The organism is Streptomyces sp. NPDC051217 (assembly GCF_044455465.1).
Taxonomy (GTDB): Bacteria; Actinomycetota; Actinomycetes; order Streptomycetales; family Streptomycetaceae; genus Streptomyces.
Genome location: NZ_JBITEV010000002.1, coordinates 260,610 through 285,519 on the forward strand (window position 1 = coordinate 260,610; position 24,910 = coordinate 285,519).

The following is a 24,910-nucleotide window of genomic DNA, read 5'->3' on the forward strand; positions in this document are numbered from 1 at the left end:
CTGCCGATCCTCTCTGGGGGGATGGGAGCGGTCGGTCGGATCTCGGCCGTCGGGTGGGCCCGCCGGCCGGCACTCAGCCGCCGGTGAGAACCCGGCGCAGGAAGGCCAGCCCGTCGGTGGCGAGCGCGTCCTGGCTGGGTGCGAGCGGGCGCCAGACGGAGGCGGCGACCGCGATCGCGTCGTTGTGCGCGGTGAAGGACTCGATGCAGAGCGGCCCCCGGTAGCCGCCGCCCGCGAGCGCGGTCAGGAAGCCGGGCCAGTCGAGGTGGTCCGCGCCGGGCGCGCCGCGGTCGTTGGCGCACACCTGGACATGGACGATGCGATCCCCCGCCTCCCGTACGGCGCCGGGCAGACCGCGCTCCTCGATGTTCTGGTGGTAGACGTCGAGCGCGATGCCGATGCCCGCCGCGTCCAGGCCGTCCATCGCTTCGAGGCACTGGGCGACCGTGTTGAGCAGACTCGTCTCGTACCGGTTCAGCGGCTCGACGGCGATCATCACCTCCGCCTCCCGTGCGTGGGCGACGACGGGCGCGATGTGCTCACGCCACTCGGCCCACGCCGCCGCCCGCTCACCGTCCGTCATCCGCCAGGAGCGCCCGACGGCCGTGTAGACCGGGCCGGCCACGACGGGCGCCCCGATCGCGTGGGCCGCGTCGACGCAGCGCCGCAGATAGTCCTGCGTGGTGCGCACGGTCGCCCGATCGGTGGCCACGAGATCGCGGCCCGGCGGCATGACTGCGATGACGGCGGCCGGGGCGAGCCCCGTCGCGTCCAGCACCTTCGACGCGGCGGGGGGCTCCCAGTCGTCGGCCTGTTCCAGCGGGAGTTCGACGCAGTCGAAGCCCCAGGCGGCCAGCCGCGGCAGCGTCTCGGCCAGGGCTTCGCCGTCGACCGGGGAGTGCCAGATCCACGGGTTGGCGCCGAGCGCGAACGGCGGGAGTGAGGGCGACGTCTCGGTCGGCGCCGTCACTTGCCGCCCCAGTCCTTCGGGAAGCCGGGCATCGACTCGCAGCCGCACATCGCGTAATGCAGCGGCGGCATGCCGGGCTTGAGGTAGTCGGCGAGATTCTCCTGAGTGATGGTGGGCTGCGGGAGCTTCCACTCCTTGGGCACTTCCCGGCCCTTGAGGATGTCCAGCGCGGCGATCACGGGCGTACGCCACTGGAAGGTCGGGTACGCGGGGGCGATCGCCGTGAGGTCCTTGTCCTGCCAGGCCTGGAGGAAGTCCTGCTGGTCCTCGCCGGTGATGGGCGGTACGTCCTTCCCCGCGTCCTCGAAGGCCTCGACAGCGGCGACGGCCGTGGCGCCCGAATCCATCCACACACCGTCGATGTCGCCGTGCCGGGTGAGCGCGTCGGTCACGATCGACTTGGCCTTCGCCGGGTCGCCGTCGGTGAACTTCACGTCCACGACGTCGAGTTCACTCTTGTCGAAGGCGACCTTCGCGGCCGACCAGCGGGTCTCCAGGACGTCCACGCCGGGCGAGATGCGCAGCGCGAGGATCTTGCCCTTCGGCTTGACCTTCTCGACGAGGAAGTCGGCCGCCACCGCGCCGTACGCGTAGCCGCCGATCGGGTTGACGAACGTGACGGCGCAGTCGGTCTCCACACCCCGGTCGAAGACGACGACCGGCAGCTTGCCGCAGGCCTGCTTCACGGCGGGGGTGAGAGTGGCCGTCGTGTTCGGCGAGACGATCAGCGCGTCGCAGCCGCGGGCGGACAGTTCCTGGATGTCGGAGATCTGCTTGTCGTCCTTGCCCTGGGCGTCCAGGACGGTGAACTTGGTGATCTCCTTGTGGAGTTTCACCTCGGCGCGCATGTTCTTCAGCCCCACCTGCCGCCAGGGGTTGAAGACGCCCGCGTTGGAGAAGCACAGCTCGATGCCGCTCGGGTCGGCCATCTTGTACTGGGCGGTGTCGGTCATCCGCGGGTTGAGCATCTGCTCCCACGGCTTGTCGGCCGGGCCCTCGGGCGTCTCGCCCGCAAGGGCCAACTGGCGCTCGTACTCCGCCTGTTCGAAGAACGTGGACTGTTTCCCGGTGCCCGCGTCCGCCGTGCTCCCGCTGCCCGACGCGGCCGGCGACTCGGCCGGCGCGTCGCTCGTGCAGGAGGTGACGAGTACGGCGCCGAGCAGCGCCGCGCCCGCGGCGAGCGCACGTCCGCGGACGGTACGGATGAGGGTCATGAGGGTGTTCCTCCCGAGGGGTGCGTACCGGTGGGGTGCGTAGTGCCCGGTGGCTTACGGCCCGGTGGACCGGCGCCGAGTGGCGTACGACGGTGGCGCAGCCGGGACCAGTCGGCGGCTCCGAGGCCGACCGCGGCGATGACGATGACACCTTGGACAGTGGACTCCAGGGCTCCGGAGACGCCTTGGAGGTTGAGCAGGGTGAACAGTGCCTGGAGCGAGAAGGCACCGGCCATGGCGGCGACCACCGAGCCCCGGCCCCGCCCAGGACCACTCCGCCGAGGACGACGGCGGTGATGGCCTCGAACTCGTAGCCCCTGCCCGCCTGTGCGGAGACTCCGGAGAATCCTCCGACGAGGACGGCGGCGAGCGCGGCGGCGGCGCCGGAGAGGACGAAGGCGACGGTCCGCACCCGGATCACCCGCACTCCGGCGAGGGTGGCGGCGCGGTCGCTGTCGCCGGTGGCGACGAGCGTGCGTCCGAAGTCGGAGCGCATCACCAGGACGGCGACGGTTCCGGCGACCAGACAGGCGACGACCGCCCAGGGCAGCCAGCCGAAGGCGGTGCCCCGGCCCAACTGGCGGAAGGCGGTGGGCAGTACGCCCTGGGGGGAGCCGCCGGTCCAGAAGAAGACGGCGCCTTCGAGGATGAGCATCATGCCGAGGGTGGTGATGAACGACGGCACCCGCAGGACGGTGGTGACCAGTCCGCTGATCAGCCCCGCCAGGCCCCCGGCGACGAGCAGGACGGCCGTCACCACCAGCCAGTGGGCGTCGGGGAAGGAGCCGTACAGTTCGGCGGCGACGACCACGCCCGCGGTGACGATCGCACCGACGGAGAGGTCGAACTCCCCGCAGACGATGACCAGATACTGCCCGGCGGCCAGGATCACCAGCGGCGCGGCGCGCTTGACGAAGGAGAGGAAGCTGTCGGGTTCGTAGAAGCCCGGGTCGGTGATCAGCAGCGCGAGGAGCAGCACGGCGAGAAGCGCATAGACGGGGATTCCTGTGCCGAGCGCGCGGACGATCCGTGTGCCGGCGGCGGCCGGGGCTTTCCCTGTCACGGGCTTGGCCGTGTCCGGGGTCTCGGTCGGGGCGCTCATACGCTTCCCCCTGCCTTCAGGGCCTTCGGTGCCTTCGGGGTCCGCCTGGGCCGGGCGTAGATGGCGACGGCGGCGATGATGACGACGCCGCGTACGACGTTCTTGAAGAACGGGTCCACGGAGAGCTGGTTGAACACGCTGTCGAGCACGGCGAGGACGAACACGCCGCCGAGGGTGCCCGCCACTCCCCCTCGGCCGCCCGCGAGCGCCGTGCCGCCGAGGACCACGGCGGCGATCGACTCCAGGTCGTAGCGCGCCTCGGTGCCCGCCCACGGGGCGCCCGCGCCCAGCCGTGCCGCGAGGAAGAGCGCGGCGGCGCCGACGCAGAGCGAGCACAGGACGTGGGCGATCACGACGGTGCGTCCGGTCCGTACGCCCGAGAGCCGGGCGGCGTGTTCGTCCCCGCCGGTGGCGTACATGTGGTGGCCGAGGCGGGTACGGCGGGTGATGAGCCACATCACGGCGGCCACGGCGATGAGCAGGAACACCGAGACGGGTACGGGTCCGATGCGGTCGTAGCCGAGGCGCTGGAAGGAGACGGGCACCTCCCCGGCGGGTCCGGTGTAGTTGTCCTCGATCCAGCCGCGCAGGATGAACGCCATGCCGAGGGTCGCGATGAACGCGTTGACCTTGAGGCCGGTGACGATCAGCCCGTTGGCGAGGCCGACGGCGACGGACAGCGCGAGGACGGCGATCACGGCGGTGACGACTCCGCCGCTCGCCATGGTCTCGGCGGCGACGAGTGTGCCGAGGCTGATGAGGTAGGCGACGGAGAGGTCGAGGCTGCCGGTGAGGATGACGGCGGACTGGCCGACGGCGACCAGGCCGAGCGCCACGCAGTTCTGGAGGATCGCGACGGCGTTGGTGGTGGTGAGGAAGTTCCCGCCCTGGGCGGCGACGACGATCCAGCCGAGAACGGTCACGGCGAGTGCGGCGAGCCAGACGCCGACGACGGGGTCGACGGACCGGCGCACGGAGCGGAGGGCCTTGATCCTGGATGACGATGTCTGCTTCGGCGGGGGTCCTGACGGGGCGGGAGCCGATTCGACGGTGGTCATGCGGCGCCCTCCCGCGGGGCACTCGGGGCAACGGCGGGGCGGTCCGATCCGGCCGTCGCGAGGCGCATGATGCTCTCCTCCCCGGCCCCGGCGGGCAGTTCGCCGACGAGGCGGCCTTCGGACATCACATGGATCCGGTCACTCATCCCTATGAGCTCGGGCAGTTCGGAGGAGATGATCAGTACGGCGAGGCCCTCGCGGGCGAGTTCGCGTACGAGGGTGTGGATGGCGGCCTTGGCCCCGACGTCGACGCCCCGGGTGGGCTCGTCGAAGAGCAGCACCTGGGGGCCCGCCGCCAGCCACTTGGCGATGACGACCTTCTGCTGGTTGCCGCCGGAGAGGAACTGGACCTGCTGGTCCTCGCCGCGTGACTGGAGCCGTACGCGTTCCAGGAGGGCGGTGACCTCCCGTCCGGCCGGGGGTCTGCCCCGTACCGCGACGGCGCGGGTGACCAGCAGCGCGTTGTCCCGTACCGACTGGCGCAGGGCCAGTCCCTCGCTCTTGCGGTCCTCGGTGACCAGGGCGATGCCCGCGCGGATGGCCTGGCGCGGCCTGGAGGGCCGCAGGGGCTTGCCGCCGACGGTCATGGCGCCGGTGGTGAAGGGCGCGGCGCCGAACAGGGCGCGGGCCAGTGACGTACGCCCGGCCCCTTGCAGGCCCGCGATGCCCACGACCTCGCCGGCGCGCAGGGTGAGGTCGATGTCCCTGAGGCGGGCGTTGCCGCCGCCGGTGACGGTGAGCCGTACGTCGCCGATCTCGTCGGGGCGGGCGCGCGGCGGGTAGTACGCGGTCAGGTCGCGGCCCACCATCGCGCGGACGATGTCGTCCGGCGTGGTGTCGGCGGTGCGGACGGTGGTGACATGGCGGCCGTCCTTGAGGACGGTGACGCGTGTCGAGAGGTCGAAGACCTCCTTGAGGCGGTGCGAGATGTACAGGATGCCGAGTCCGCGCGCGGTCAGCCTCCGTACCAGGGCCGACAGGAGTGCCACCTCGTGCTCGGCGAGGGGTGCGGTTGGCTCGTCCATGACAAGCACACGCACGTCGGACGCGAGCGCCTTGACGATCTCGACCGTCTGCTGCCGGGCGACGGACAGGTCCCGGACGAGCGTGCGCGGGGTGATGCCCGTCTCGTCGATCTCGGCGAGGAGTTCGGCGGTACGCCGTTCCATGGCGGCGCGGTCGACGAGGCCGCGGCGGGTCGGCTCCCGTCCGAGGAAGACGTTCTCGGCGACCGTGCGATGGGCGAGGAGCGCGAACTCCTGGTGGATGATGCCGATCCCGGCGGCCTGCGCCTGGCCGGGGTGGCCGAAGGTGTGCGCCGTTCCGTCGAGCGTGATCGTGCCGGTGTCAGGGGTGTGTTCGCCGGCCAGGACCTTCATCAGAGTGGATTTCCCGGCGCCGTTCTCGCCCACCAGGGCGTGGACCTCGCCGGGTTGAAGGTCGAGTCCCACGTCATGGAGCACACGCACCCCGAGAAAGCTCTTGGACACGCCCTGCATCGTCAGCATCCCCTGGCTCCTCGATGGCTCCTCGGTCGCGGTCTGCTGTGCAATGTCGTGACTGGACTTTGACCTGTCAAGAGTCCAAGCGCCGTTCATTTCAACGGAGTTGACAGAGACTTTGGTCGGGCGGCGAATCAATGGCGTCTTGTGAGCAGCCAAAGTCCTCCATAAGGTGAGGCCATGTCTGCGCTGCCGGATAACAGCAGTTACGCCGTCTCCCACACACCGGGCGAGGTGCTCACGCTGATCAGTTCCGGAGCCGCGGCGACGCGCGCGGATCTCTCCCGGATGACGGGGCTCGCGCGCTCCACGGTCTCCCAGCGCGTGGACGCGCTCATCGCGCACGGCTTCGTCGACGAGTGGGGGCCGGAGGCCGGCGGCTCGACGGGCGGCAGGCCGCCGCGCAGGCTCCGGCTCCGTACCCGCGAGCACGTGGTGGCGGGCGTGGACCTCGGTGCCTCGCACTGCCGGGTGGCGCTGATGGACATCGGCGGTACGACCCTGGCCACGCAGGAGGATCCGCTGTCGATCGGGGACGGCCCCGACTCCGTCCTGCGCCATGTGGAACGCACGCTGCACACCCTGCTGGAGAAGGCCGGGCGCGAGGCCCGCACGCTGCGGTCCATCGGGGTGGGGGTGCCGGGGCCGGTCGAGTTCTCGACGGGGCGTCCGGTCGATCCGCCGATCATGCCGGGCTGGCACCAGTATCCGATTCCCGAATTCTTCGCCTCCCGCTTCGGCGCGCGGGCACTCGTCGACAACGACGTGAATGTGATGGCCCTGGCCGAGCAGCGGCGGGCGTTCCCCGACACCCGCTTCCTGCTCTACATCAAGGTGGGTACGGGCATCGGCTGCGGCATCGTCGCCGACGGCAGGCTGCACCGGGGCGCGCAGGGCAGCGCCGGCGACATCGGGCACATCAAGGTCGGCGAGCAGGAGGACGCCTGCCGGTGCGGGAACTTCGGCTGTCTGGAGGCGGTGGCCGGCGGCGCCGCGATCGCGGCCAGGCTGGCGGGTCTGGGGCTCGACGCGGCGTCGGGCAGTGATGTCGTACGGCTGGTGAAGTCCGGCAACAGGGACGCGCTGCGTATGGTCCGCGAGGCGGGCCGCGCGGTCGGCGAGGTGCTGGCCGGGCTGGTGAACTTCTTCAACCCCGACACGGTGGTGCTGGGCGGCGCGCTGGCGGCGGTGCACGACCAGCTGCTCGCGGGTGTACGGGAGGCGGTGTACCGGCGGTCGCATCCGCTGGCCACGCATGTACTGCGGATCGAGCCGAGCCGTACGGGCGAGAACGCTGCCGCGTTCGGCGCGGGGATCCTGGCGATCGAGCACGCCCTGTCGCCGTCGCAGGTGGACCGGCAGCTGGCACGCGACATCACCTCGTGAGCGCCGACGCGTCTGGGGTCGGGCGTGCCTGACGGCGCGTCATGTTCAAGAAACGTCAAGGTCGGACCAACATCCTTCCAGGTCGGTCGGGTCCGCTCATTGGTTCACACCACTGACGCGCCGCAGGCCCATGGCCCGCCACCCGCGAAAGTCCCCGACACGCACGCTGACGTGCGAAATCCTTGCCGCCACGCCTGATTGACGGATCGCCTTCAAGCCGATACCCCTGTAGCCCTGCCCTGTACCCCCGCACGACCTGCCACGTGCCGGGTACAGCCCCGCGGGCGCTACGCGCACCACGTCACTGGAGGCCGCATTGCAAGGTTCCGCCCCCACATCCGTCAGATCCGTCCGCGGACGCGCGACGCGGACGGCGGGCGCCGTCGCCTCGGCCGCCCTGCTGCTGCCACTGGTTTCCGCCGCTCCCTCCGCCACCGCCGAACAGCCCACCGCCGGCTCGCTCCAGCGTGACTTCGCCGCGGCGGCCGACCGGTACGACGTACCGCGGAGCGTGCTGCTCGGTGTCTCCTACCTCCAGTCGCGGTGGGACACGCACAGCGGCGCGCCGAGCGTGACCGGCGGCTACGGCCCCATGCATCTCACCGACGCCAGGACCGCGATCGCCGAGGCACCCCACCACTCGCACGGCACGGAGGACGCCCGCGGCGACACGTCCCGCGCGGTGAGGACCGGCGCGCCGGACGAGGTCCGCGAGGCCGTCGTCCCGGAGAACTCCGAACTCCCGGCGCGGCTGCGCACCGTCGACCGCGCGGTGAAGCTCACCGGGCAGTCCGCCGAGCGGCTCAGGCAGGACGCCGCCGCCAACATCCGCGGCGGCGCGGCCCTGCTGGCCGACGCCCAGCGTGAGCTCGGCAGGCCGCTGAGCGCCGACCCGGCCGACTGGTACGGCGCCGTCGCCCGCTTCTCCGGAGCCGACGACTCCGCCACCGCCGCGACGTACGCGAACGACGTCTACGCGGTGATCAGGGGCGGCCAGACGCGTACGACCGACAGCGGACAGCGGGTGGCGCTGCCGGCCACGCCCGGTGTCGCCCCCGACACCTCGCAGGTGTCGAAGCTCGGGCTGCGCAAGGCCGACGCCGGTCGGACCGAGTGCCCGCGCACCGTGGCCTGCGAGTGGATCCCCGCCCCGTACGAGGAGTTCGGCGAGGGCGACTACGGCAACCACGACAAGGCCGACCGGCCCGAGGCCGGGTCGCCGTCCATCGACTCGATCGTCATCCATGACACCGAGGCGACCTGGGACACCACGCTCCAACTGGTCCAGGACCCCACGTATGTCTCCTGGCACTATTCGCTGCGCTCGTCCGACGGGCACATCGCGCAGCACGTCCCGCTCAAGGACGTCGGCTGGCACGCGGGCAACTGGTATGTCAACGCCACGTCGGTGGGCCTGGAGCACGAGGGTTTCCTCGTCTCCCCCGACGCCTGGTACACCGAGGCGATGTACCGGACGTCGTCGCGGCTGGTGCGCTATCTCGCGGACCGGTACGACATCCCGCTCGACCGGCAGCACATCATCGGCCACGACAACGTGCCCGGTACGACCGCGTCGACCATCGCCGGGATGCACACCGACCCGGGTCCGTACTGGGACTGGGCGCACTACTTCGAACTGCTGGGCAAGCCCTTCAAGGCGGAGGGCGGGCAGAACGCGAACGCGGTGACGATCCGTCCCGACTACACGTCGAACCAGCCCGTCTACACCGGCTGTGTGACGGCCGGTCAGGCGTGCGCCCCGCACGGCTCGGGCGCGGTACGGCTGCACACCGCGCCGGACGCCTCCTCCCCTCTGGTCAAGGACATCGGTCTGCGGCCGAACGGCGGGGACTCCACGACCGGCGTCAACGACCTGGGCGCACGCGCCTCGACGGGCCAGCAGTACGCCGTCGCCGGGCGCGAGGGCGACTGGACGGCGATCTGGTACCTCGGCCAGAAGGCCTGGTTCCACAATCCGCGTACGGCGCCCACGGCCGTGAGCGCCGAGGAGCGGGTGCTGACACCGAAGGCCGGTCTCGCGGAGGTCCCGGTGTACGGCAGGGCCTACCCGGAGGCGTCGGCGTACCCGGCCGACATCCCGGTGCAGGCGATCTCGCCGTTCCCGTACAAGCTGCTCGCGGGCCAGAAGTACGTGGTCGGTGACCAGGTGCCGGGCGCGTACTACTTCGCGCCGGTCTTCGACACGACGGGTCACCGCGTGGTGAGCGGCAAGGAGCGGTACTACGAGATCCAGTTCGGGCACCGGGTCGCCTATGTGAAGGCGTCCGATGTCCGGGTACTGCCCCCGGGCCGCTGAGACGCGGCTCTCGTAGGGCGACGGGCGCCACCGGCCTGTGGGGGACCGGTGGCGCCCGGCTCGTTCTCCCCCCGGGCACCGGGGGGCGGGGCCGTCAGTAGCGCAGCATCGCCGCGATCCGGTCGTGCCCCGCGAGCATGTCGTCGTCGAGGAACATGACCTGCGCGCCGCCGTCCAGGGCCGACTCGACAAGTTCGTCGACGACATCGTCCTGCACCTCACGGCCGAGGGCCGCGCCGTCGTCGCCGTCGACCGGGATCAGATGTCCGTCGCTGATCCTGGCGGAGCGCTGGAAGTGCTCCTCCACCGCCACGAGGCCCACCCGCCGCTCGCGTACCGCCTCCCACACCTCGTCCAGACCCGCGGCGAAGATACGCCTGCCCTTGGCGTCGTCGAGCCGGGCCAGGACTTCCGTCTCCTCGTTGCGCGCGTACTGGTCCACGACGGGCCGGATCGCCTTCCACAGCACATGGGCGGGGCCGTCGGTGAGGCCGCCCTTGGCAAGGCGGCCCGCCGCCGACCTGGCGGTGGTGCCCGCGTCCTCCAGCAGGGCGAGCGCGGGGGCGACACCGACCAGATGGAACGGGAGCGGACGGGCGGCGAGTACGGCCGTGAGGGCGTCGTCCACGGACCGCAGGAACTTGCGGGTCTCCTCGTCGGTGAAAGTGCTCGGCGTGTCGCCGATGCGCTCCTCGCGCTCGACGTCCCACGTCTCCTCGGGCGGCGTCATCGGGAAGCCGTCGGCGCGGTGCTCGTGCAGGGACTCGCCGTCGCCGCTCCACAGTCTCGCGCGGTCGGCGGCCACGGTCAGGACCCAGTAGCGGGGCTTCTGGGCGGTGGCGGCCACCAGGTTCCGGGTGAGATAGGTGTCGCTGATGACGACCGACTCGGGCGTCTCGCGAGGCAGGTACCAGACCTGGTGCTCGTCGGCGTCGGCGAAGATCACCAACCCGTCGAGCTTGTGGCCCAGGTCGACCTCGGCCACCGCCCGGTCGAGCTGCGTCTTCACGGCGCGGCAGGCCGCCTTCGAGATGTCCGGGTCGGCCTCCATGCGGTGCACGGCATCGGCGAGGACGTTGCGCAGCCGAACGGAGTCCTCGTCGTTCAGCGGCTCGCGATGGGTGGGCATCGTCAGGGACACCGCCGGGTAGGACCGCGGCTTCCTCAGCCTGCGCAGGACCTCGGGCGTCAGATCGTTACTGTCCATGCTGCCCCTTAGCTCGGCGGAGGTCCGACACCGGCGAGCGGCCGGTATGGAGTACCCCGGACCTCTCTCCATGGTGCGGGATTCGGCCCGTATCCGCAGGGGCGCTGGGCGCTCGAATCGCGGCGGGGCTTCGCCCGGCTGCCGCCGCTGCCGGACGAAGCCCCTCGTACCGCGTCCGTCAGTGCCGGCCGCGGCCCGCTGTGAATTCGTACACCTGTCCGGCGGTGGCTCGGAACGTCTCCTCGCCGCCGGGCAGCAGGGTGCTGCGCAGGGTCAGATCGCCGGTACGGCTCGCCGTCAGGACGATCCGGCTCGCCCTGCCGCCGGCCCACGTGATGTCCAGCGTGGCGCCGCCGCGTGCCCGCAGCCCGGTGACCGAACCGTCGGGCCAGGACGCGGGCAGGGCGGGCAGGACCTCGATCGGGCCGTGCTGGCTCTGGAGCAGCATCTCGGCGACACCGGAGGAGGCGCCGAAGTTGCCGTCGATCTGGAACGGCGGATGGGTGTCCCAGAGGTTCGGCAGTGTCGAGCTCTTCAGTTGCTCGGTGAGCATCTTGTGCGCGTGGTCGCCGTCGCGCAGCCGCGCCCAGAAGTTGATCTTCCAGGCCTTGCTCCAGCCCGTGCCGCCGTCACCACGCGCGGTGAGGGAGACCTTGGCGGCGTCGGCCCACTCGGTGCCGACCTCGATCTGCCGGCCCGGGTGCAGGCCGAAGAGGTGCGAGACATGCCGGTGGTCGTTGTTGGGGTCGTCCAGGTCCTCCTTCCACTCCTGGAGCTGTCCCCACGACCCGACGCGCAGTCCGGGGTCGAGATCGCGCAACGCCAGCCGGAGCCGCCTGCGGAACCGGGGGTCGTCGCCCAGGGTCTCCGACGCCTCCAGGGTGTTGGTGAACAGGTCGTACACGATCTGCTGCGACATCGCCGCGCCGGCCGTGAAGTCGCCGTTCTCGGGCGAGTAGCTGGGGGTGACGACGAGCTTGCCGTCGCGCGGGTCGGTCCGCAGGAAGCCGAGCCAGAACTCGGCGGTCTCCTTCATCACCGGGAACGCGGTGGAGCGCAGATAGTCCGTCGAGGCGTTGAACCGGTAGTGGTCGTACATCTGCTGGGTGAGCCAGGCGCCGGCCTCCGGGAACCAGAACGACTGCGGGTACTGGTGCAGGCCGGTGAAGCCGTACGGATTGGTCTCGTTGTTCACCACCCAGCCCGCGGTCTCGAAGATCTCCCGCGCGGTGATACGGCCCGGTGCGCGCATCGAGTCGACGTACTTGTCGTACGGAGCGGTGGTCTCGGCGAGGTTGGTGACCTCGGCGAGCCAGTAGTTCATCTGGAGGTTGATGTTGACGTGATAGTCCGCGTCCCAGGGCGGGTTGGTGACGTTGTTCCAGACGCCCTGGAGGTTCGCGGGCAGCGACCCGGACCGTGAGGAGGCGATGAGCAGATAGCGGCCGTACTGGAAGTACAGCGCTTCGAGCGCCTTGTCGGCGCCGCTGGTGCCGCCGGTGTACTGGGCGAGCAGCTGGTCGGTCGGCAGGTTCGACAGCTGCTGGCCGATGTCGAGCGACACCCGGTCGAACAGCCCCTGGTAGTCCTCGACATGCTCGGTGCGCAGGTCTTCGTAACCGCGGCCGGCCGCCCGGTCGACGGCGTCGGTGACCGCGCCGTGGGGGTCGTCGGTGCGGTAGTCGGGGTAGGTGTCGGCGTAGTCGGTACCGGCCGCGAGCACGAACCACGCGCTGTCGGCGCCGCTGACGGTGAGGGTGCCGTTCCCGGCGGTGACGGTGCCTCCTTCCGTACGTACGCGGATCTGGCCCTCGAAGAGCAGCCCGTTGTTCTGGAGCTTGCCCCGGACCGTGAGCCGGTCGCCGCTCGCCGTGGCCGTGAAGTCCTTGCGGGGGGAGGTGTAGCGGAGGGTGAAGCCGATCTTGCCCGGCTGGTCGGCGGCGAACCGGCCCGCGATGACCTTGCCCGGGTGGGAGGCGAAGAACTCCCGTGTGTACGTGGCGCCTTGGTGGGCGTACGAGACCGAGGCGAGGGCCGTACCGATGTCCAGGGAGCGCCGGTAGGAGGGGTCGGGGCCGCCGGGCGCGCCGGGGACGTCGAGCAGCAGGTCGCCGAAGACGTTGTAGGAGCCGAAGTTGTGCTTGGGCTGGCCCAGTTCGGCCGCGACGGCCTCGGGGGTCATGGACCCTTCGGCGTCGATACGGTCCTGAACCGCGCGCAGCACTCCAGGTCTCGGGCTGGTCCAGTTGCCGTGGTCGTAGTCCGGCGCGCCGGGGCCGCCGGTCCACAGCGTCTTCTCGTTGAGGACCAGTCGCTCGGAGGCGAGCGTTCCGTAGATACCGGCGCCGAGCGCGCCGCTGCCGATGGGCAGGCTCTCGCGCTCCCAGTCCCCGGCGGGCTTCGCATACCAGAGCGTCAATTCATCGGAGGGGTCGGCGGCTGCCGCTCTACCTGCCAGAGCAGGTACACCCAGCGCGAGAGCACTGGTTACGCCGAGTGCGGACTTCATCGTGGTTCTGCGGGTGATGCCCTGAGTCATGCGGCAGACGTTAAAAGTCCGATGACTGAATTGGCAAGGCACATGACAAAACCTCACGGCAGGCATTTTCCGGGCCGCGAGGCGATGGGGTCACGCGCGCCGGGGAGCCCCGCCGGTCGCGCCAGGGGCGGCTTTCGGCCCGGCCCTGCTCAGCCCTGCTGGAAGAGCTCCGCCGGCAGCGGCTTCAGCAGCGCGTAGAGGTCGTCGGTGATAGGCCGGTCCCAGCTCGCGATGGTGACGAGCACGTTGTCGCTGCGGTCGAACTGCACGCAGGCGATACGGCTTTCGGAGAGCTTCAGCCGGCGCACGATCAGCAGGTTGTCGCCCTGCATCACCGGCACGTCCTCCGTGCTGACGACGTCGACCTGCTCCTCGTTCTCCAGGGCGATCAGCAGCTGCGCGACCTCGAAGGGGATCTGACCGTCCTCCAGCTCACGGGCCGGCGACCCCTCGGGCAGATTGCCGATGATCATCGCCGGGCCGCGTCCGCCGAACAGGTCGTAGCGCAGGAAGACACCCTGACAGCTGCCGTCGGGGGCGGGCAGCAGACCGGCGCCCAGATTTCCGGGCCAGTCACCCGGGTCCATGGCGAGGACGTCGAAGTCCGGGCCCGCGGGTGTGGCGGAGCTGCGGCGGCGGAGGAAGGACATGGAGCAATGGTACGTCTCCTCGGGGCCCCGGCGACGCGGGACCCTGGGGCTCGCCGGGGCGGGAGACGGAACGCGGTCAGGTGAGGTCGAACTCTCCTTCGCGGGCGTTGAGTACGAAGGCCCGCCACTCCGCGGGGCTGAAGATCAGCGAGGGATTCCCGGGTTTGCCGCCGTTGCGCATGGCGATGAAGCCTTCCACGAAGGCGATCTGGACGTCCCCGGTGCCCTGGCTGCTCGAACGCCAGTCGGCGTTGCTCAGGTCCAGCTCCGGCTTGTCCCAGCCTGCCAACGGCTGCTGGGTGGTGATGCTCTCAGCCACGTCCCGCTCCTCCCGGTTCGTCGTCCGGGGCCAGCCTATCGATCGTTCCCGGTCCCCGACAGGCCACCGCACCGGCAGTCCCCAACCCCCTTGCGGAGGGCCTCAGTTGGCAGCCGTACGGCTCCGGACCCACGGTGTCCGGCCGCGTCCGGGGTACGGCAGGAGCCTTGACGCGCGTCCGGGGGGCTGGATTACTGAGCGGGAAGAGGATCAACCGAATGATCGGTCGACCGGAACGTTCGACGTTCGACGTTCGAGGCGGGCACGGAAGAGTCGGAGAGTCAGCCATGACGGTATCGCTGGACGCCGGGGAGCAGCTCGGCCGGGACGAGCTCGAAGCGTTGCAGCTCACCCGGTTGCGGGCGACGCTGCGGCACGCGTACGAGAACGTGGCCTTCTACCGGGAGTCGTTCGACTCCGCCGGGCTGCGGCCGGACGACTGCCGCTCGCTCGCCGACCTCGCCCGCTTTCCCCTCACCGCCAAGTCCGATCTGCGGGACAACTATCCCTTCGGGATGTTCGCCGTCGACCAGGCGGACGTCCGGCGCGTCCACGCGTCCAGCGGCACCACGGGCCGCCCGACCGTCGTCGGCTACACACAGGGCGATCTGGACACCTGGGCGGACGTGGTGGCCCGCTCGATCCGGGCGGCCGGCGGCCGGCCCGGTCACAAGGTCCATGTGGCGTACGGATACGGCCTGTTCACCGGCGGTCTGGGCGCGCACTACGGCGCCGAGCGGCTCGGCTGCACCGTCATCCCGGCGTCCGGGGGCATGACGGCGCGGCAGGTCCGGCTGATCACCGATTTCCGGCCCGAGATCATCATGGTGACGCCCTCGTACATGCTGACGCTGCTGGACGAGTTCGAGCGCCAGGGCGTCGATCCCCGGGCGACCTCGCTGAAGGTCGGCATCTTCGGCGCCGAGCCGTGGACCGAGGAGATGCGGCGGGAGATCGAGGAGCGGTTCGCGATCGACGCGGTGGACATATACGGCCTCTCCGAGGTCATGGGCCCGGGTGTGGCGCAGGAGTGCGTCGAGACGAAGGACGGGCTGCACATCTGGGAGGACCACTTCTTTCCGGAGGTCGTCGACCCGTTCACCGGTGAGGTGCTGCCCGACGGCGAGGAGGGCGAGCTGGTCTTCACCTCCCTCACCAAGGAGGCGATGCCGGTGATCCGCTACCGCACACGCGACCTGACGCGGCTGCTGCCGGGCACGGCGCGGGTGTTCCGTCGGATGGAGAAGGTCACCGGGCGCACCGACGACATGGTGATCCTGCGCGGGGTGAATCTGTTCCCGACCCAGATCGAGGAGATCGTGCTGCGTACGGCGGGGGTCGCCCCGCACTTCCAGCTCCGGCTCACCCGCGAGGGCCGGATGGACGCCCTGACAGTGCGGGCCGAGGCGCGGACGGAGGCGACGCCGGAACAGCGCACGGCCGCCGAGCGGGCGATCGTGGCGGCGGTGAAGGACGGGATCGGGGTCTCGGTGGCGGTCGAGGTGGTGGATCCGGAGACGCTGGAGCGTTCGGTGGGCAAGATCAAGCGGATCGTGGACCTCAGGACGCCGTGAGCGGCCCGGCCCGGTTCGGGCGGTGGCCTCGGACGTGACAGGACGGGTGCGCGGCCCGTGGGCCGCGCACCCGTCCTGAATTGCCTGGTGCCGGACGGGCTTTTCCGAGCCCGTCCGGCGACCGGGGTCACCGCGTGTCAGACGCGCGCCATCGGCTTGTTCCCGTCCGTGTCGGAGTCCGGCCCCCGGCCCGAGCCCCGCGCGTTGCGCTCCAGCGTCTTGCGGAGCTGGTCGCCCTCCACGTCGACGTTCGGCAGCAGCCGGTCGAGCCAGCGCGGCAGCCACCACGCCTTGTCGCCGAGCAGCGCGAGCACCGCGGGCACGATGGCCATCCGGACCACGAAGGCGTCGAAGAAGACCGCGACGGCCAGCGAGAAGCCGATCAGTTTGATCATGGACTCGCCCGAGCCGGCGAAGCCCGCGAAGACCGCCATCATGATCACCGCGGCAGCGGTGACCACCCGGGCACCGTGCCGGAAGCCGGTCTCGACGGCCTCTCGCGGCTGCTCCCCGTGGACGTACGCCTCACGCATCCGCGTGACCAGGAAGACCTCGTAGTCCATGGCGAGACCGAAGACCGTGCCCACCATGAAGATCGGCACCATCGACATGACCGGACCGGTCTGCTCGATGCCGAAGAAGTCCGAGAGCCAGCCCCACTGGAAGACCGCGACCACCGCGCCGAGCGCGGCGACGACCGACAGCAGGAAGCCGAAGGCGGCCTTCAGCGGTACGAGGATCGACCGGAAGATGAGCATCAGCAGCAGGAAGGCCAGACCGACGACGACCGCCAGGTAGGGCACCAGCGCGTCGTTCATCTTCTGCGAGAAGTCGGTGTTCAGCGCGGTGGCACCGGTGACCAGCACCTTCACCCCGGCGTCCGAGGCGACCTCACCACCCGCGTCGCGGACCGCGTGGACCAGGTTCTCGGTGTCCACGGACGAGGGACGGTCCTTCGGGACCGCCGTGATCATCGCCGTGTCGCCGGCCTCGTTGTAGGTGGCGGGGGTGACGGCGACGACGTCCTTCACGCCCTTCACCGCGTCGGAGACCTGGCCGACCGTCCGCTCGGCGTCGCCGTCGCCCTTGAGGTCCACGACGACGACCAGCGGGCCGTTGAAGCCGGGCCCGAAGGAGTCGGAGAGAATGTCGTACGCCTTGCGCTGCGTGGTGCTGGTCGGCTGCGAGCCGTTGTCGGGCAGGCCCATCTCCAGCGAGGCCGCCGGGACGGCGGCGACGCCGAGGCCGACGACTCCCACCAGGACCACGACGGCGGGACGGCGCAGGACGAAGCGGGCCCAGCGGGTGCCCATGTTGGGCTTGCCGTGGGTGGACGCGGCCCGCTCGCGCTCCTGGTTCCTGCGTGCCTTCTTGCCGAGCACACGCTTGCCCGCGAAGCCCAGCACGGCCGGGACGAGGGTGAGCGCGACGAGGACGGCGATGACGACCGTTCCGGCCGCCGCGAGGCCCATCTTGGTGAGCATCGGGATGTTGACGACCGCGAGCCCGACAAGGGCGATGACGACGGTGAGCCCCGCGAAGAACACGGCGGATCCCGCCGTACCGGCCGCGCGTCCCGCGGCCTCCTCGGGTTCGTGCCCGTCCGCCAGCTCCGACCGGTAGCGGGAGACGATGAACAGCGCGTAGTCGATACCGACGGCGAGGCCGATCATCATCGCGAGAACGCTGGTGGTGGAGTCGAAGTCCATCGCGCCCGCCAGCGAGGCGATGACCGAGACACTGATGCCGACGCCGATGAGAGCGGTGACCAGCGGCAGTCCCGCCGCGATCAGCGAACCGAAGGTGATGACGAGCACGACGGCGGCGATGGCGACGCCGATGACCTCGGTGGCTCCGGCGGCCGGGATGGCCTGGAGCGCGTCACCGCCGATCTCGACCGTCAGTCCGCCCTTCCTCGCGTCCGCCCCGATGTCCTCGAGCGATGTGCGGGTGTCGTCGGTCAGCTCCAGCGTGGTGACCTTGTACGACACCGCCACATAGGCCGTCGAACCGTCCTGGGAGATGGCGTTGGCCTTGTACGGGTCGGTGACCTGCCCGATCTGGTCCGAACCGGCCGGCAGCGCCTTGACGACCTCCTCGACCGTCGCCTTGTTCTCGGGCGAGGTCATCCTCTGGCCGTCGGGCGCCTTGAAGACGACCCGGGCGACCGCCCCGTCGACGCTGCTGCCGGGGAAGCGCTCATCGATCAGGTCGAAGGCCTTCTGGGCCTCCGTCCCCGGAATGGAGAAGCTGGATCCCGCGGTGGCGGCGGAGGCGGCGCCGACACCGGAGAGGGCCAGCATCGCCACCCATACGAGGGCGACGTAGATCCGGCGCCGGAACGCCAACCGTCCGAGTTTGTAGAGAAACGTGGCCACGAGGCGTACTCCCGGTCTGGGGGGGATCAGGACATGGGGAAAGGGCTCGGCGCGTTCTGCGCCATGCCGTGGGGTGAGATCGGCCGCGGGTCGGACGGGCGGGAGCACCAGCGCCGTGCGTCGCCCTTCCGGTCGGACACTCTCTGTGCCACGACACGAGAAGTTACGCAGAATCAGGCGGCGGCACATTGGGCGTACGACCCAGGTCCGGGGTGTTGCTGAGTACACCCCTACTGCGCCCCCGGATTAGGGGTGACCGACCGGCGGCCCCGGCAACTGTCGTGGATAGTACGCAAGTTGACCGCTGACCGCAGGTCTACGGGCTCACCGCGAGGAACACGAACGCCGCGAACACCGCCATGTGGACGCCGCCTTGCAGCAGCGTCGCCCGCCCCGGGACGACGGTGAGCGCGCCGACGACCACGGTGAGGGCGAGCAGCACCATATGGGTGGCGTTCAGGCCGAGGACCAGCGGTCCCTCCAGCCAGATGGTGGCGAGCGCGATGGCCGGGATCGTCAGGCCGATGCTGGCCATGGCCGAGCCGAGCGCCAGATTGAAGCTGGTCTGCACCCGCTCGCGGCGCGCGGCCCGGACGGCGGCCAGGGTCTCCGGCGCCAGGACGAGCAGGGCGATGATCACACCCACCACGGCGTGCGGCATCCCGGCCGCCTCCACGCCCGACTCGATGGTCGGCGACACCGCCTTCGCGTCGCCGACGACGGCGACCAGGGCCACGAGGAGCAGCACCACGCTCAGTGTCGTCGCGCGCCGGGTGGGCAGCGGCGCGTGATCGTCCACCTCCTTGATCTCGCCCTCCTGGGTGACGGGCAGGAAGTAGTCGCGGTGACGGACCGTCTGCATGGCGACGAAGAGGAAGTAGAGCGCGAGGGAGGCGAGGGCGGCGAACGTGAGCTGCGCCGTGGAGAACTCGGGCCCCGGTTTGCTCGTCGTGAAGGTCGGAAACACCAGGCTGAGTGTGGCGAGTGTGGCGACCGTGGCCAGCGCGCCGCCCGTGCCCTCCGCGTTGAAGACGGCGACCCGGCTGCGGAGGGCACCGACGATGAGGGAGAGGCCCACGACGCCGTTGCAGGTGATCATGACAGCGGCGAAGACGGTGTCCCTGGCGAGGGTCGCGCCCTCGTCGCCGCCGTCGACCATCAGGGTGACGATGAGGGCCACTTCGATGACGGTGACGGCGACGGCGAGCACGAGCGAGCCGAACGGCTCGCCGACCCGGTGCGCGACGACCTCGGCGTGGTGCACGGCGGCGAGTACGGCACCCCCGAGGAGAAGGGCCACGAGGCCGACCGCGTAGCCGGGCAGGTCGCGTCCCCAGCTGAGCACCAGCGCTACCAGGGCGAGCAGCGGTACGACCACGGTCCAGCGGGACCACAGCGTACGGAGCCCGTCACGCGTCGTCATACGCCTCACGCTGCCAGAGGTCCCCGGCACCCGCGCGGTGAGCCGCACCGTCGTCCCCCGTACGGCACGCGGACAGTAACCTCGGGCGGCGGGCAGTTTCGGACGGAGCGTCAGAGGGGTGCCGGATGAGCGCGGACGCGGCGGCGGGTGACGGGATCAGCCGACGGATGCTGGGCGGGGGCATGTCGGTGCTGGGAGGAGCGCCGGCGCCCGTACCGTTCGCCGACGCGGCGACCGCCATAGGCGCGGGCGCGGGATCGTCGGGCCCCGCGGGCGCGGGCTCCGGGCGGCCGTCCCTGACACTGCGGCGGGGCTCCCCCGCGCGCGCCGGGCTGCTGCCGGGGCCGCTGGAGCGGCTGGTCACGGATGCCGAGCGGTTCCTGGCGCCTTCGCCGGCGCACCCCTGGTACGCGGGCGCCGTCCTGCTCGCCGGACGTGGTGGCACCGTCGCCCTGCACCGGCCGATCGGCAAGGCGGTGCGCTACTCGGCGTACGACGAGGCGACCGACACCGGCGTCGAGTTGCCGGCCGGCCGGCAGATCGCGATGGCCGAGGACACCGTCTTCGACCTGGCGTCCGTCTCCAAGCTCTTCACCTCGATCCTCGCCGTGCAGCAGATCGAGCGCGGGGCGCTGGCCCTGGAGGAGCGCGTCGCGTCGTACCTTCCCGACTTCGGCGGCGCGGGCAAGCAGGACATCACCGTCCGCCAACTGCTCACGCACACCTCGGGCTTCGTCTCCTGGATCCCGCTCTACGAGGAGCCGACACTGGAGGGGAAGCTCCAGCGGCTGTGGGACGAGGCGCCCACGAGCCCGCCGGGCAGTGTCTACCGGTACTCGGACCTCAACCTGATCTCCCTTCAGCTCGTCCTGGAGAAGATCACCGGGCGCGCGCTGGAGGTGCTGCTGCGCGAGGAGATCACCGCTCCCCTGGGCATGCACCGCACCCGCTTCAACCCTCCCCCGTCCTGGCGGCCGAAGATCGCGGCCACGGAGGACATGCGGCAGCCGTGGTCGGGGCTCGACCGCGGTCTCGTGTGGGGAGAGGTGCATGACGAGAACGCGTTCGGCTTCGGCGGGGTCGCCGGTCACGCCGGCGTCTTCTCGTGCGCCTGGGACCTGGCGGTCCTGGGCCGTACGCTGCTGAACGGCGGCGCGTACGGCGGGGCGAGGATTCTGCGTCCGGCGTCGGTGGAGCTGATGTTCACCGATTTCAACACCGGCTTCCCCGGTGACGCGCACGGTCTGGGCTTCGAGCTCTACCAGCACTGGTACATGGGGGCCATGGCCACACCGCGTACGGCGGGGCACACCGGCTTCACCGGGACCAGTCTGGTGCTCGATCCGACGACCGACTCGTTCCTCGTCGTGCTCGGCAACTCCGTTCATCCGGTGCGCGGTTGGCGGTCGGGCAACGCTCCGCGGGTCGCCGCCGCCGACAACCTGGCGCGCGCCGTGCCCGTCTCGCCCGAGAGGGGCCGGACGGCGTGGTTCTCGGGCATGGCCGCAGGCGCCACCGCCACGCTCACGCTGCCCGCGCTGAGCGTCGCCACCGGGCGGGGGCGGGTGCGCTGCTCGCTGTGGTGGGACACGGAGCCCGGCACCGGTGTCCTGGTCCTGGAGGCGGCCGACGGCTCCGCGGGAGCCGAGTGGGTGCCTGTCCCCTTCACGACGACGCGCTCCGGTGAGGAGGCGGGCACCGCGCATCCCACGGGCTCGGTCTCGGGCTGGTCGGGGCGCGTGTGGCACCGGCTCCGGGCCGACCTCACAGCCTGGCGCGGGCGTCAGGCGCGACTGCGGTGGCGGTACGCGACCGGGGGCGCGTACGTCGGCCGTGGGGCGTATGTGGACGGGCTGCGGGTCGAGGACGGCGACCGTACGGTGTTCGACGACTCGCGGCACGGGGACGCGGCGCGCGTCGAGTTGGACGGCTGGAGCGTGTCGGCGCACTGAGTGGCGGCGCGCCGGGGGGGGAGCGTCACTTGCGGACCGACAGCGGGGTGGCGATGTCCTCCAGGGACCTGCCTTCGGCGGCGACGGCGAAGAACACGGCGACCACACCGGCGGCGACCATCAGCGACGCGCCGACGCAGAACGCGACGACGGCGTCGCCGACGACCCCGCTCTCGGTGAGGCTCGCGAACAGCAGCGGTCCGGAGATTCCGCCCGCCGCCGTACCGATGGCGTAGAAGAACGCGATCGCCAGGGCGCGTGTCTCCATGGGGAAGATCTCGCTGACGGTCAGATAGGCGGAGCTGGCTCCGGCGGACGCGAAGAAGAGCACCACGGCCCAACAGACGGTCATGGTGGTCGCGTCGAGCCAGCCCTCGCTGAAGAACCAGGCGGTGAGATAGAGCAGCAGCCCCGAGATGATGTACGTCCCCGCGATCATCGGCCTGCGCCCCACCGTGTCGAACAGCCGCCCGAGCGCCAGGGGTCCGAGGAAGTTGCCCAGCGCGATGGCGGCGAAGTAGTAGCCGGTCGAGCCACTGGACACGTCGAAGAAGTTCACCAGGATGGTGCCGAAGCCGAAGGTGATGGCGTTGTACAGGAACGCCTGGCCGATGAAGAGGGAGAAGCCGAGCGTCGCGCGCTTGGGGTAGACGCGGAACAGCGTCCTCGCGATCTCGACGAAGCCGATGCTCCTGCGCTGTTCGATGGTGATGGACCCGGCGGGCTCCGGCAGTTTCTCCCCGGTCTCCCGTTCGATCTGTCGCTCCGCGCCGGAGACGATCTCCTCGGCTCCTTCGTCGTGTCCGTGGATGAACATCCACCGCGGGCTCTCCGGGACATGCCGGCGGACCAGCAGGATGACCAGTCCGAGGACGACACCGAGCGCGAAGGTCAGCCGCCAGCCGACGTCCTTGGGGAAGATGCTCGTGTTGAGCGCGAGGACGGAGAGCAGGGCCCCGGCCATGGCGCCGAGCCAGAAGCTGCCGTTGATGATGAGGTCGACGCGGCCCCGGTACTTGCTGGGGATGAGTTCGTCGATGGCGGAGTTGATCGCCGCGTACTCGCCACCGATGCCGAAGCCGGTGAAGAAGCGGAAGACGCAGAACCACCACACGGTGTACGAGAGGGCGGTCAGCGCGGTCGCGATCAGATACACCGCGAGGGTGACGAGAAAGAGCTTCTTTCGGCCGAACCGGTCGGTGAGCCAGCCGAAGAAGAGCGCCCCCGAGCAGGCGCCGGCCACATAGATGGCCGCGGCCGCGCCGGTGACCTCGGCGGCGCTGATCGGCAGGCCGCTGCCGTCCTCGGAGAGGCGGCTCGCGATGTTGCCGACGACGGTGACTTCGAGTCCGTCCAGAATCCATACGGTGCCCAGGCCGATCACGATCATCCAGTGCCACCGTGACCACGGCAGCCGGTCGAGTCGCGCCGGGACTTTCGTGGTGACAGTCCCGACCGCCGGGGCTCCGCTCTGGCTCATGCTCCGCCTCCTCGCTGGCGGCGACGCCCTCGGCGCCGCTGACGCGCCGACTCAGTGTACCCGGGGCCCAAAGAAGACAAACGGGGCGTCAGCCGTACGGCTCAAGGGCCGTACGGACCGACGGGCGACACCCGGGTACGCGGCGTGGCGGGCTCAGCGGGCCGGGCTCAGGCCGTCGAGGCCCGGACCGCCTCCAGCACGGCCATCGCCGCGTTGTGGCCGGGCACGCCGCTGACACCGCCGCCACGCACGGCGCCCGCCCCGCACAGCAGCACGTTCGCGTGGGCGGTCTCCACGCCCCACCGGCCCGTGTCGGCCGTGGCGTACGGGAACGCGAGATCGCGGTGGAAGATGTGGCCGCCCGGCAGCCGCAGTTCACGTTCGAGGTCGACGGGCGTCTTCGCCTCGATGCAGGGCCGCCCTTCGGCGTCCACGGCGAGACAGTCGGCGATCGGCTCGGCCAGATGGGCGTCGAGCTGCTCCAGGGTCGCCCCGAGCAGCTCGTCGCGGACGGTGTCGTTGGCCTCGGCGAACAGCCGGGCGGGGGTGTGCAGTCCGAAGAGCGTGAGGGTCTGGTAACCCTGCTCGGCCAGCTCGGGGGCCAGGATCGACGGGTCGGTCAGCGAGTGGCAGTAGATCTCGGAGGGCGGCGCGGACGGCAGCATGCCGCCGGCCGCCTCCTCGTACGCCGTCGCCAACTGCCGGTAGCCCTCCGCGATGTGGAACGTCCCGGCGAACGCGTCGCGCGGGTCGACACTCCGGTCACGCAGCCGCGGCAGCCGGCGCAGCAGCATGTTGACCTTGAGCTGGGCGCCCTCGGCGGGTGAGGCGGGCGGCTCGTCGCCGAGGAGGGTGGCGAGCGCCTGCGGGGACGCGTTCACGAGGACGTGGCGGGCCGCGACGCTCCCGGTGTCGCCCGCCTCCGTACGGAAGGCGACCTCGGCATGGCCGCCGTCCGTCTCGACGCGGATCGCCTCGTGGCCGGTGACGATCTCCGCGCCGGCCGCGCGTGCCGCGCCGGCGAGAGCGTCGGTGAGCGCGCCCATGCCGCCGACCGGCACGTCCCAGTCACCGGTGCCACCGCCCACGACGTGGTAGAGGAAGCAGCGGTTCTGAAGGAGGGACGGGTCGTGGGCGTCGGCGAAGGTGCCGATCAGCGCGTCGGTGAGGACGACGCCGCGTACGAGGTCGTCGGCGAACCGGTCCTCGATCGCGACACCGATCGGTTCCTCGAAAAGCATCCGCCAGGCGGCCTCGTCGTCGATCCGGGCGCGCAACTCGGCGCGCTCGGGCAGCGGTTCGGTGAGGGTCGGGAAAACGCGCTCGGCGACGCGGAGGGTCGAGCCGTAGAAGGACTGCCAGGCCGCGTACTCGGCGTCGCTTCCGGTCAGTTGGGCGAAGGACTCCCTCGTACGGTCGGCGCCACCGCCCACGAGCAGCCCGGTCGGCCCGCCGCGCTCGGCGGGTGTGTACGAGGACACGGTCCGCTTCCGTACGGCGAACCGCAGCCCGAGCTCGTCCACGATCTTCCGCGGCAGCAGCGACACGAGATACGAGTAGCGGGAGAGACGCGCGTCGACACCGGCGAAGGGCCGGGTGGAGACGGCGGCCCCGCCGGTGTGTCCGAGACGCTCAAGGACGAGGACGGAGCGCCCGGCCGCGGCGAGATACGCGGCGGCGACGAGTCCGTTGTGACCGCCGCCGACGATCACGGCGTCGTAGGAGGCGCGGGCGGGAGAGGCGAGTGCGGGCATGGCTCTTGGTAACACGTCCACGGCCACGACGGGACCCCGCCCCGTCCGACCGGCCCACGAGGGTGATCCGGGCCGGACATCGGAG

General features: G+C 70.9%; 16 protein-coding genes and 1 pseudogene. 4 read left to right on the top strand and 13 right to left on the bottom strand.

Annotation, left to right across the window (positions count from 1 at the left end):
- Positions 1–73 precede the first annotated feature (73 nt).
- The 5 genes and pseudogenes from ACIBBB_RS06285 to ACIBBB_RS06305 all read right to left on the bottom strand — a co-directional run bounded on the left by ACIBBB_RS06285 (position 74) and on the right by ACIBBB_RS06305 (position 5,852).
- Positions 74–970 (bottom strand): sugar phosphate isomerase/epimerase family protein, encoded by an 897-nt coding sequence (locus ACIBBB_RS06285; protein WP_398979289.1) that lies wholly within the window; start codon positions 968–970, stop codon positions 74–76.
- Positions 967–2,184 carry an ABC transporter substrate-binding protein gene (locus ACIBBB_RS06290; RefSeq protein WP_398979291.1) on the bottom strand — a complete coding sequence of 406 codons (1,218 nt, stop codon included), beginning with the start codon at positions 2,182–2,184 and terminating at the stop codon, positions 967–969. Before ACIBBB_RS06290 ends, ACIBBB_RS06285 begins: the two co-directional genes overlap by 4 nt.
- Positions 2,181–3,286: pseudogene (locus ACIBBB_RS06295) on the bottom strand (ABC transporter permease). The gene ACIBBB_RS06290 and the pseudogene ACIBBB_RS06295 overlap by 4 nt, the downstream one beginning before the upstream one ends.
- A complete protein-coding gene (locus ACIBBB_RS06300; protein ID WP_398979293.1) occupies positions 3,283–4,344 on the bottom strand; it encodes an ABC transporter permease in 1,062 nt (353 codons plus the stop codon). The pseudogene ACIBBB_RS06295 and the gene ACIBBB_RS06300 overlap by 4 nt, the downstream one beginning before the upstream one ends.
- Entirely contained in the window at positions 4,341–5,852 is a 1,512-nt protein-coding gene (locus ACIBBB_RS06305; RefSeq protein ID WP_398979295.1) for a sugar ABC transporter ATP-binding protein, read from the bottom strand. The genes ACIBBB_RS06300 and ACIBBB_RS06305 overlap by 4 nt, the downstream gene beginning before the upstream one ends.
- Before the next feature lie 174 nt (positions 5,853–6,026).
- On the opposite strand from ACIBBB_RS06305, the gene ACIBBB_RS06310 reads away from it, so the two are divergent.
- Together ACIBBB_RS06310 and ACIBBB_RS06315 are read left to right on the top strand one after the other, a co-directional pair.
- On the top strand, positions 6,027–7,232 hold the full coding sequence (locus ACIBBB_RS06310) for an ROK family protein (protein ID WP_398979297.1): 1,206 nt from the start codon (positions 6,027–6,029) through the stop codon (positions 7,230–7,232).
- A 316-nt stretch (positions 7,233–7,548) separates the two neighbouring features.
- Complete coding sequence (locus ACIBBB_RS06315) at positions 7,549–9,549, top strand: N-acetylmuramoyl-L-alanine amidase (protein ID WP_398979299.1); 2,001 nt, start codon at positions 7,549–7,551, stop codon at positions 9,547–9,549.
- A 94-nt stretch (positions 9,550–9,643) separates the two neighbouring features.
- Here ACIBBB_RS06315 and ACIBBB_RS06320 read toward each other — a convergent pair whose 3' ends face one another.
- The 4 genes from ACIBBB_RS06320 to ACIBBB_RS06335 form a co-directional block, all read right to left on the bottom strand.
- Positions 9,644–10,756, bottom strand: a complete 1,113-nt coding sequence (locus ACIBBB_RS06320) for a chemotaxis protein (protein ID WP_398979301.1) — start codon at positions 10,754–10,756, stop codon at positions 9,644–9,646.
- A 178-nt stretch (positions 10,757–10,934) separates the two neighbouring features.
- Positions 10,935–13,265, bottom strand: coding sequence for a glycosyl hydrolase family 95 catalytic domain-containing protein (locus tag ACIBBB_RS06325; RefSeq protein ID WP_398980045.1), 2,331 nt, complete (start codon positions 13,263–13,265; stop codon positions 10,935–10,937).
- A gap of 179 nt (positions 13,266–13,444) precedes the next feature.
- Complete coding sequence (locus ACIBBB_RS06330; protein ID WP_384325246.1) at positions 13,445–13,945, bottom strand: hypothetical protein; 501 nt, start codon at positions 13,943–13,945, stop codon at positions 13,445–13,447.
- Between the two features lie 76 nt (positions 13,946–14,021).
- On the bottom strand, positions 14,022–14,264 hold the full coding sequence (locus tag ACIBBB_RS06335; RefSeq protein ID WP_398979303.1) for a DUF397 domain-containing protein: 243 nt from the start codon (positions 14,262–14,264) through the stop codon (positions 14,022–14,024).
- A gap of 287 nt (positions 14,265–14,551) precedes the next feature.
- Here ACIBBB_RS06335 and paaK point away from each other — a divergent pair, with 287 nt between their 5' ends.
- The gene (paaK, locus tag ACIBBB_RS06340) at positions 14,552–15,838 is read left to right on the top strand and encodes a phenylacetate--CoA ligase PaaK (protein ID WP_398979305.1); all 1,287 of its coding nucleotides are present in this window, start codon (positions 14,552–14,554) and stop codon (positions 15,836–15,838) included.
- Positions 15,839–15,975: 137 nt separating this feature from the next.
- On the opposite strand, the gene ACIBBB_RS06345 is transcribed toward paaK, so the two are convergent.
- Together ACIBBB_RS06345 and ACIBBB_RS06350 are read right to left on the bottom strand one after the other, a co-directional pair.
- A complete protein-coding gene (locus tag ACIBBB_RS06345; protein ID WP_398979307.1) occupies positions 15,976–18,216 on the bottom strand; it encodes an MMPL family transporter in 2,241 nt (746 codons plus the stop codon).
- A gap of 316 nt (positions 18,217–18,532) precedes the next feature.
- A complete protein-coding gene (locus tag ACIBBB_RS06350) occupies positions 18,533–19,639 on the bottom strand; it encodes a calcium:proton antiporter (RefSeq protein ID WP_398979309.1) in 1,107 nt (368 codons plus the stop codon).
- A gap of 125 nt (positions 19,640–19,764) precedes the next feature.
- On the opposite strand from ACIBBB_RS06350, the gene ACIBBB_RS06355 reads away from it, so the two are divergent.
- Complete coding sequence (locus ACIBBB_RS06355; protein ID WP_398979311.1) at positions 19,765–21,591, top strand: serine hydrolase; 1,827 nt, start codon at positions 19,765–19,767, stop codon at positions 21,589–21,591.
- Positions 21,592–21,616: 25 nt separating this feature from the next.
- Here the strand turns inward: ACIBBB_RS06355 and ACIBBB_RS06360 are convergent, their stop codons facing one another.
- Both ACIBBB_RS06360 and ACIBBB_RS06365 read right to left on the bottom strand, forming a co-directional pair.
- Entirely contained in the window at positions 21,617–23,071 is a 1,455-nt protein-coding gene (locus ACIBBB_RS06360; protein ID WP_398979314.1) for an MFS transporter, read from the bottom strand.
- 167 nt (positions 23,072–23,238) lie between these two features.
- Entirely contained in the window at positions 23,239–24,825 is a 1,587-nt protein-coding gene (locus tag ACIBBB_RS06365; RefSeq protein ID WP_398979315.1) for a phytoene desaturase family protein, read from the bottom strand.
- Positions 24,826–24,910 lie beyond the last annotated feature (85 nt).

Bases quoted from the DNA above. Each gene is read 5' to 3' on its own strand.
- ACIBBB_RS06290 (WP_398979291.1), bottom strand. From the start codon at position 2,184: ATGACCCTCATCCGTACCGTCCGCGGACGTGCGCTCGCCGCGGGCGCG.
- ACIBBB_RS06300 (WP_398979293.1), bottom strand. From the start codon at position 4,344: ATGACCACCGTCGAATCGGCTCCCGCCCCGTCAGGACCCCCGCCGAAG.
- ACIBBB_RS06305 (WP_398979295.1), bottom strand. From the start codon at position 5,852: ATGCTGACGATGCAGGGCGTGTCCAAGAGCTTTCTCGGGGTGCGTGTG.
- ACIBBB_RS06310 (WP_398979297.1), top strand. From the start codon at position 6,027: ATGTCTGCGCTGCCGGATAACAGCAGTTACGCCGTCTCCCACACACCG.
- ACIBBB_RS06320 (WP_398979301.1), bottom strand. From the start codon at position 10,756: ATGGACAGTAACGATCTGACGCCCGAGGTCCTGCGCAGGCTGAGGAAG.
- ACIBBB_RS06325 (WP_398980045.1), bottom strand. From the start codon at position 13,265: ATGAAGTCCGCACTCGGCGTAACCAGTGCTCTCGCGCTGGGTGTACCT.
- ACIBBB_RS06330 (WP_384325246.1), bottom strand. From the start codon at position 13,945: ATGTCCTTCCTCCGCCGCCGCAGCTCCGCCACACCCGCGGGCCCGGAC.
- paaK (WP_398979305.1), top strand. From the start codon at position 14,552: ATGACGGTATCGCTGGACGCCGGGGAGCAGCTCGGCCGGGACGAGCTC.
- ACIBBB_RS06350 (WP_398979309.1), bottom strand. From the start codon at position 19,639: ATGACGACGCGTGACGGGCTCCGTACGCTGTGGTCCCGCTGGACCGTG.
- ACIBBB_RS06355 (WP_398979311.1), top strand. From the start codon at position 19,765: ATGAGCGCGGACGCGGCGGCGGGTGACGGGATCAGCCGACGGATGCTG.
- ACIBBB_RS06360 (WP_398979314.1), bottom strand. From the start codon at position 23,071: ATGAGCCAGAGCGGAGCCCCGGCGGTCGGGACTGTCACCACGAAAGTC.
- ACIBBB_RS06365 (WP_398979315.1), bottom strand. From the start codon at position 24,825: ATGCCCGCACTCGCCTCTCCCGCCCGCGCCTCCTACGACGCCGTGATC.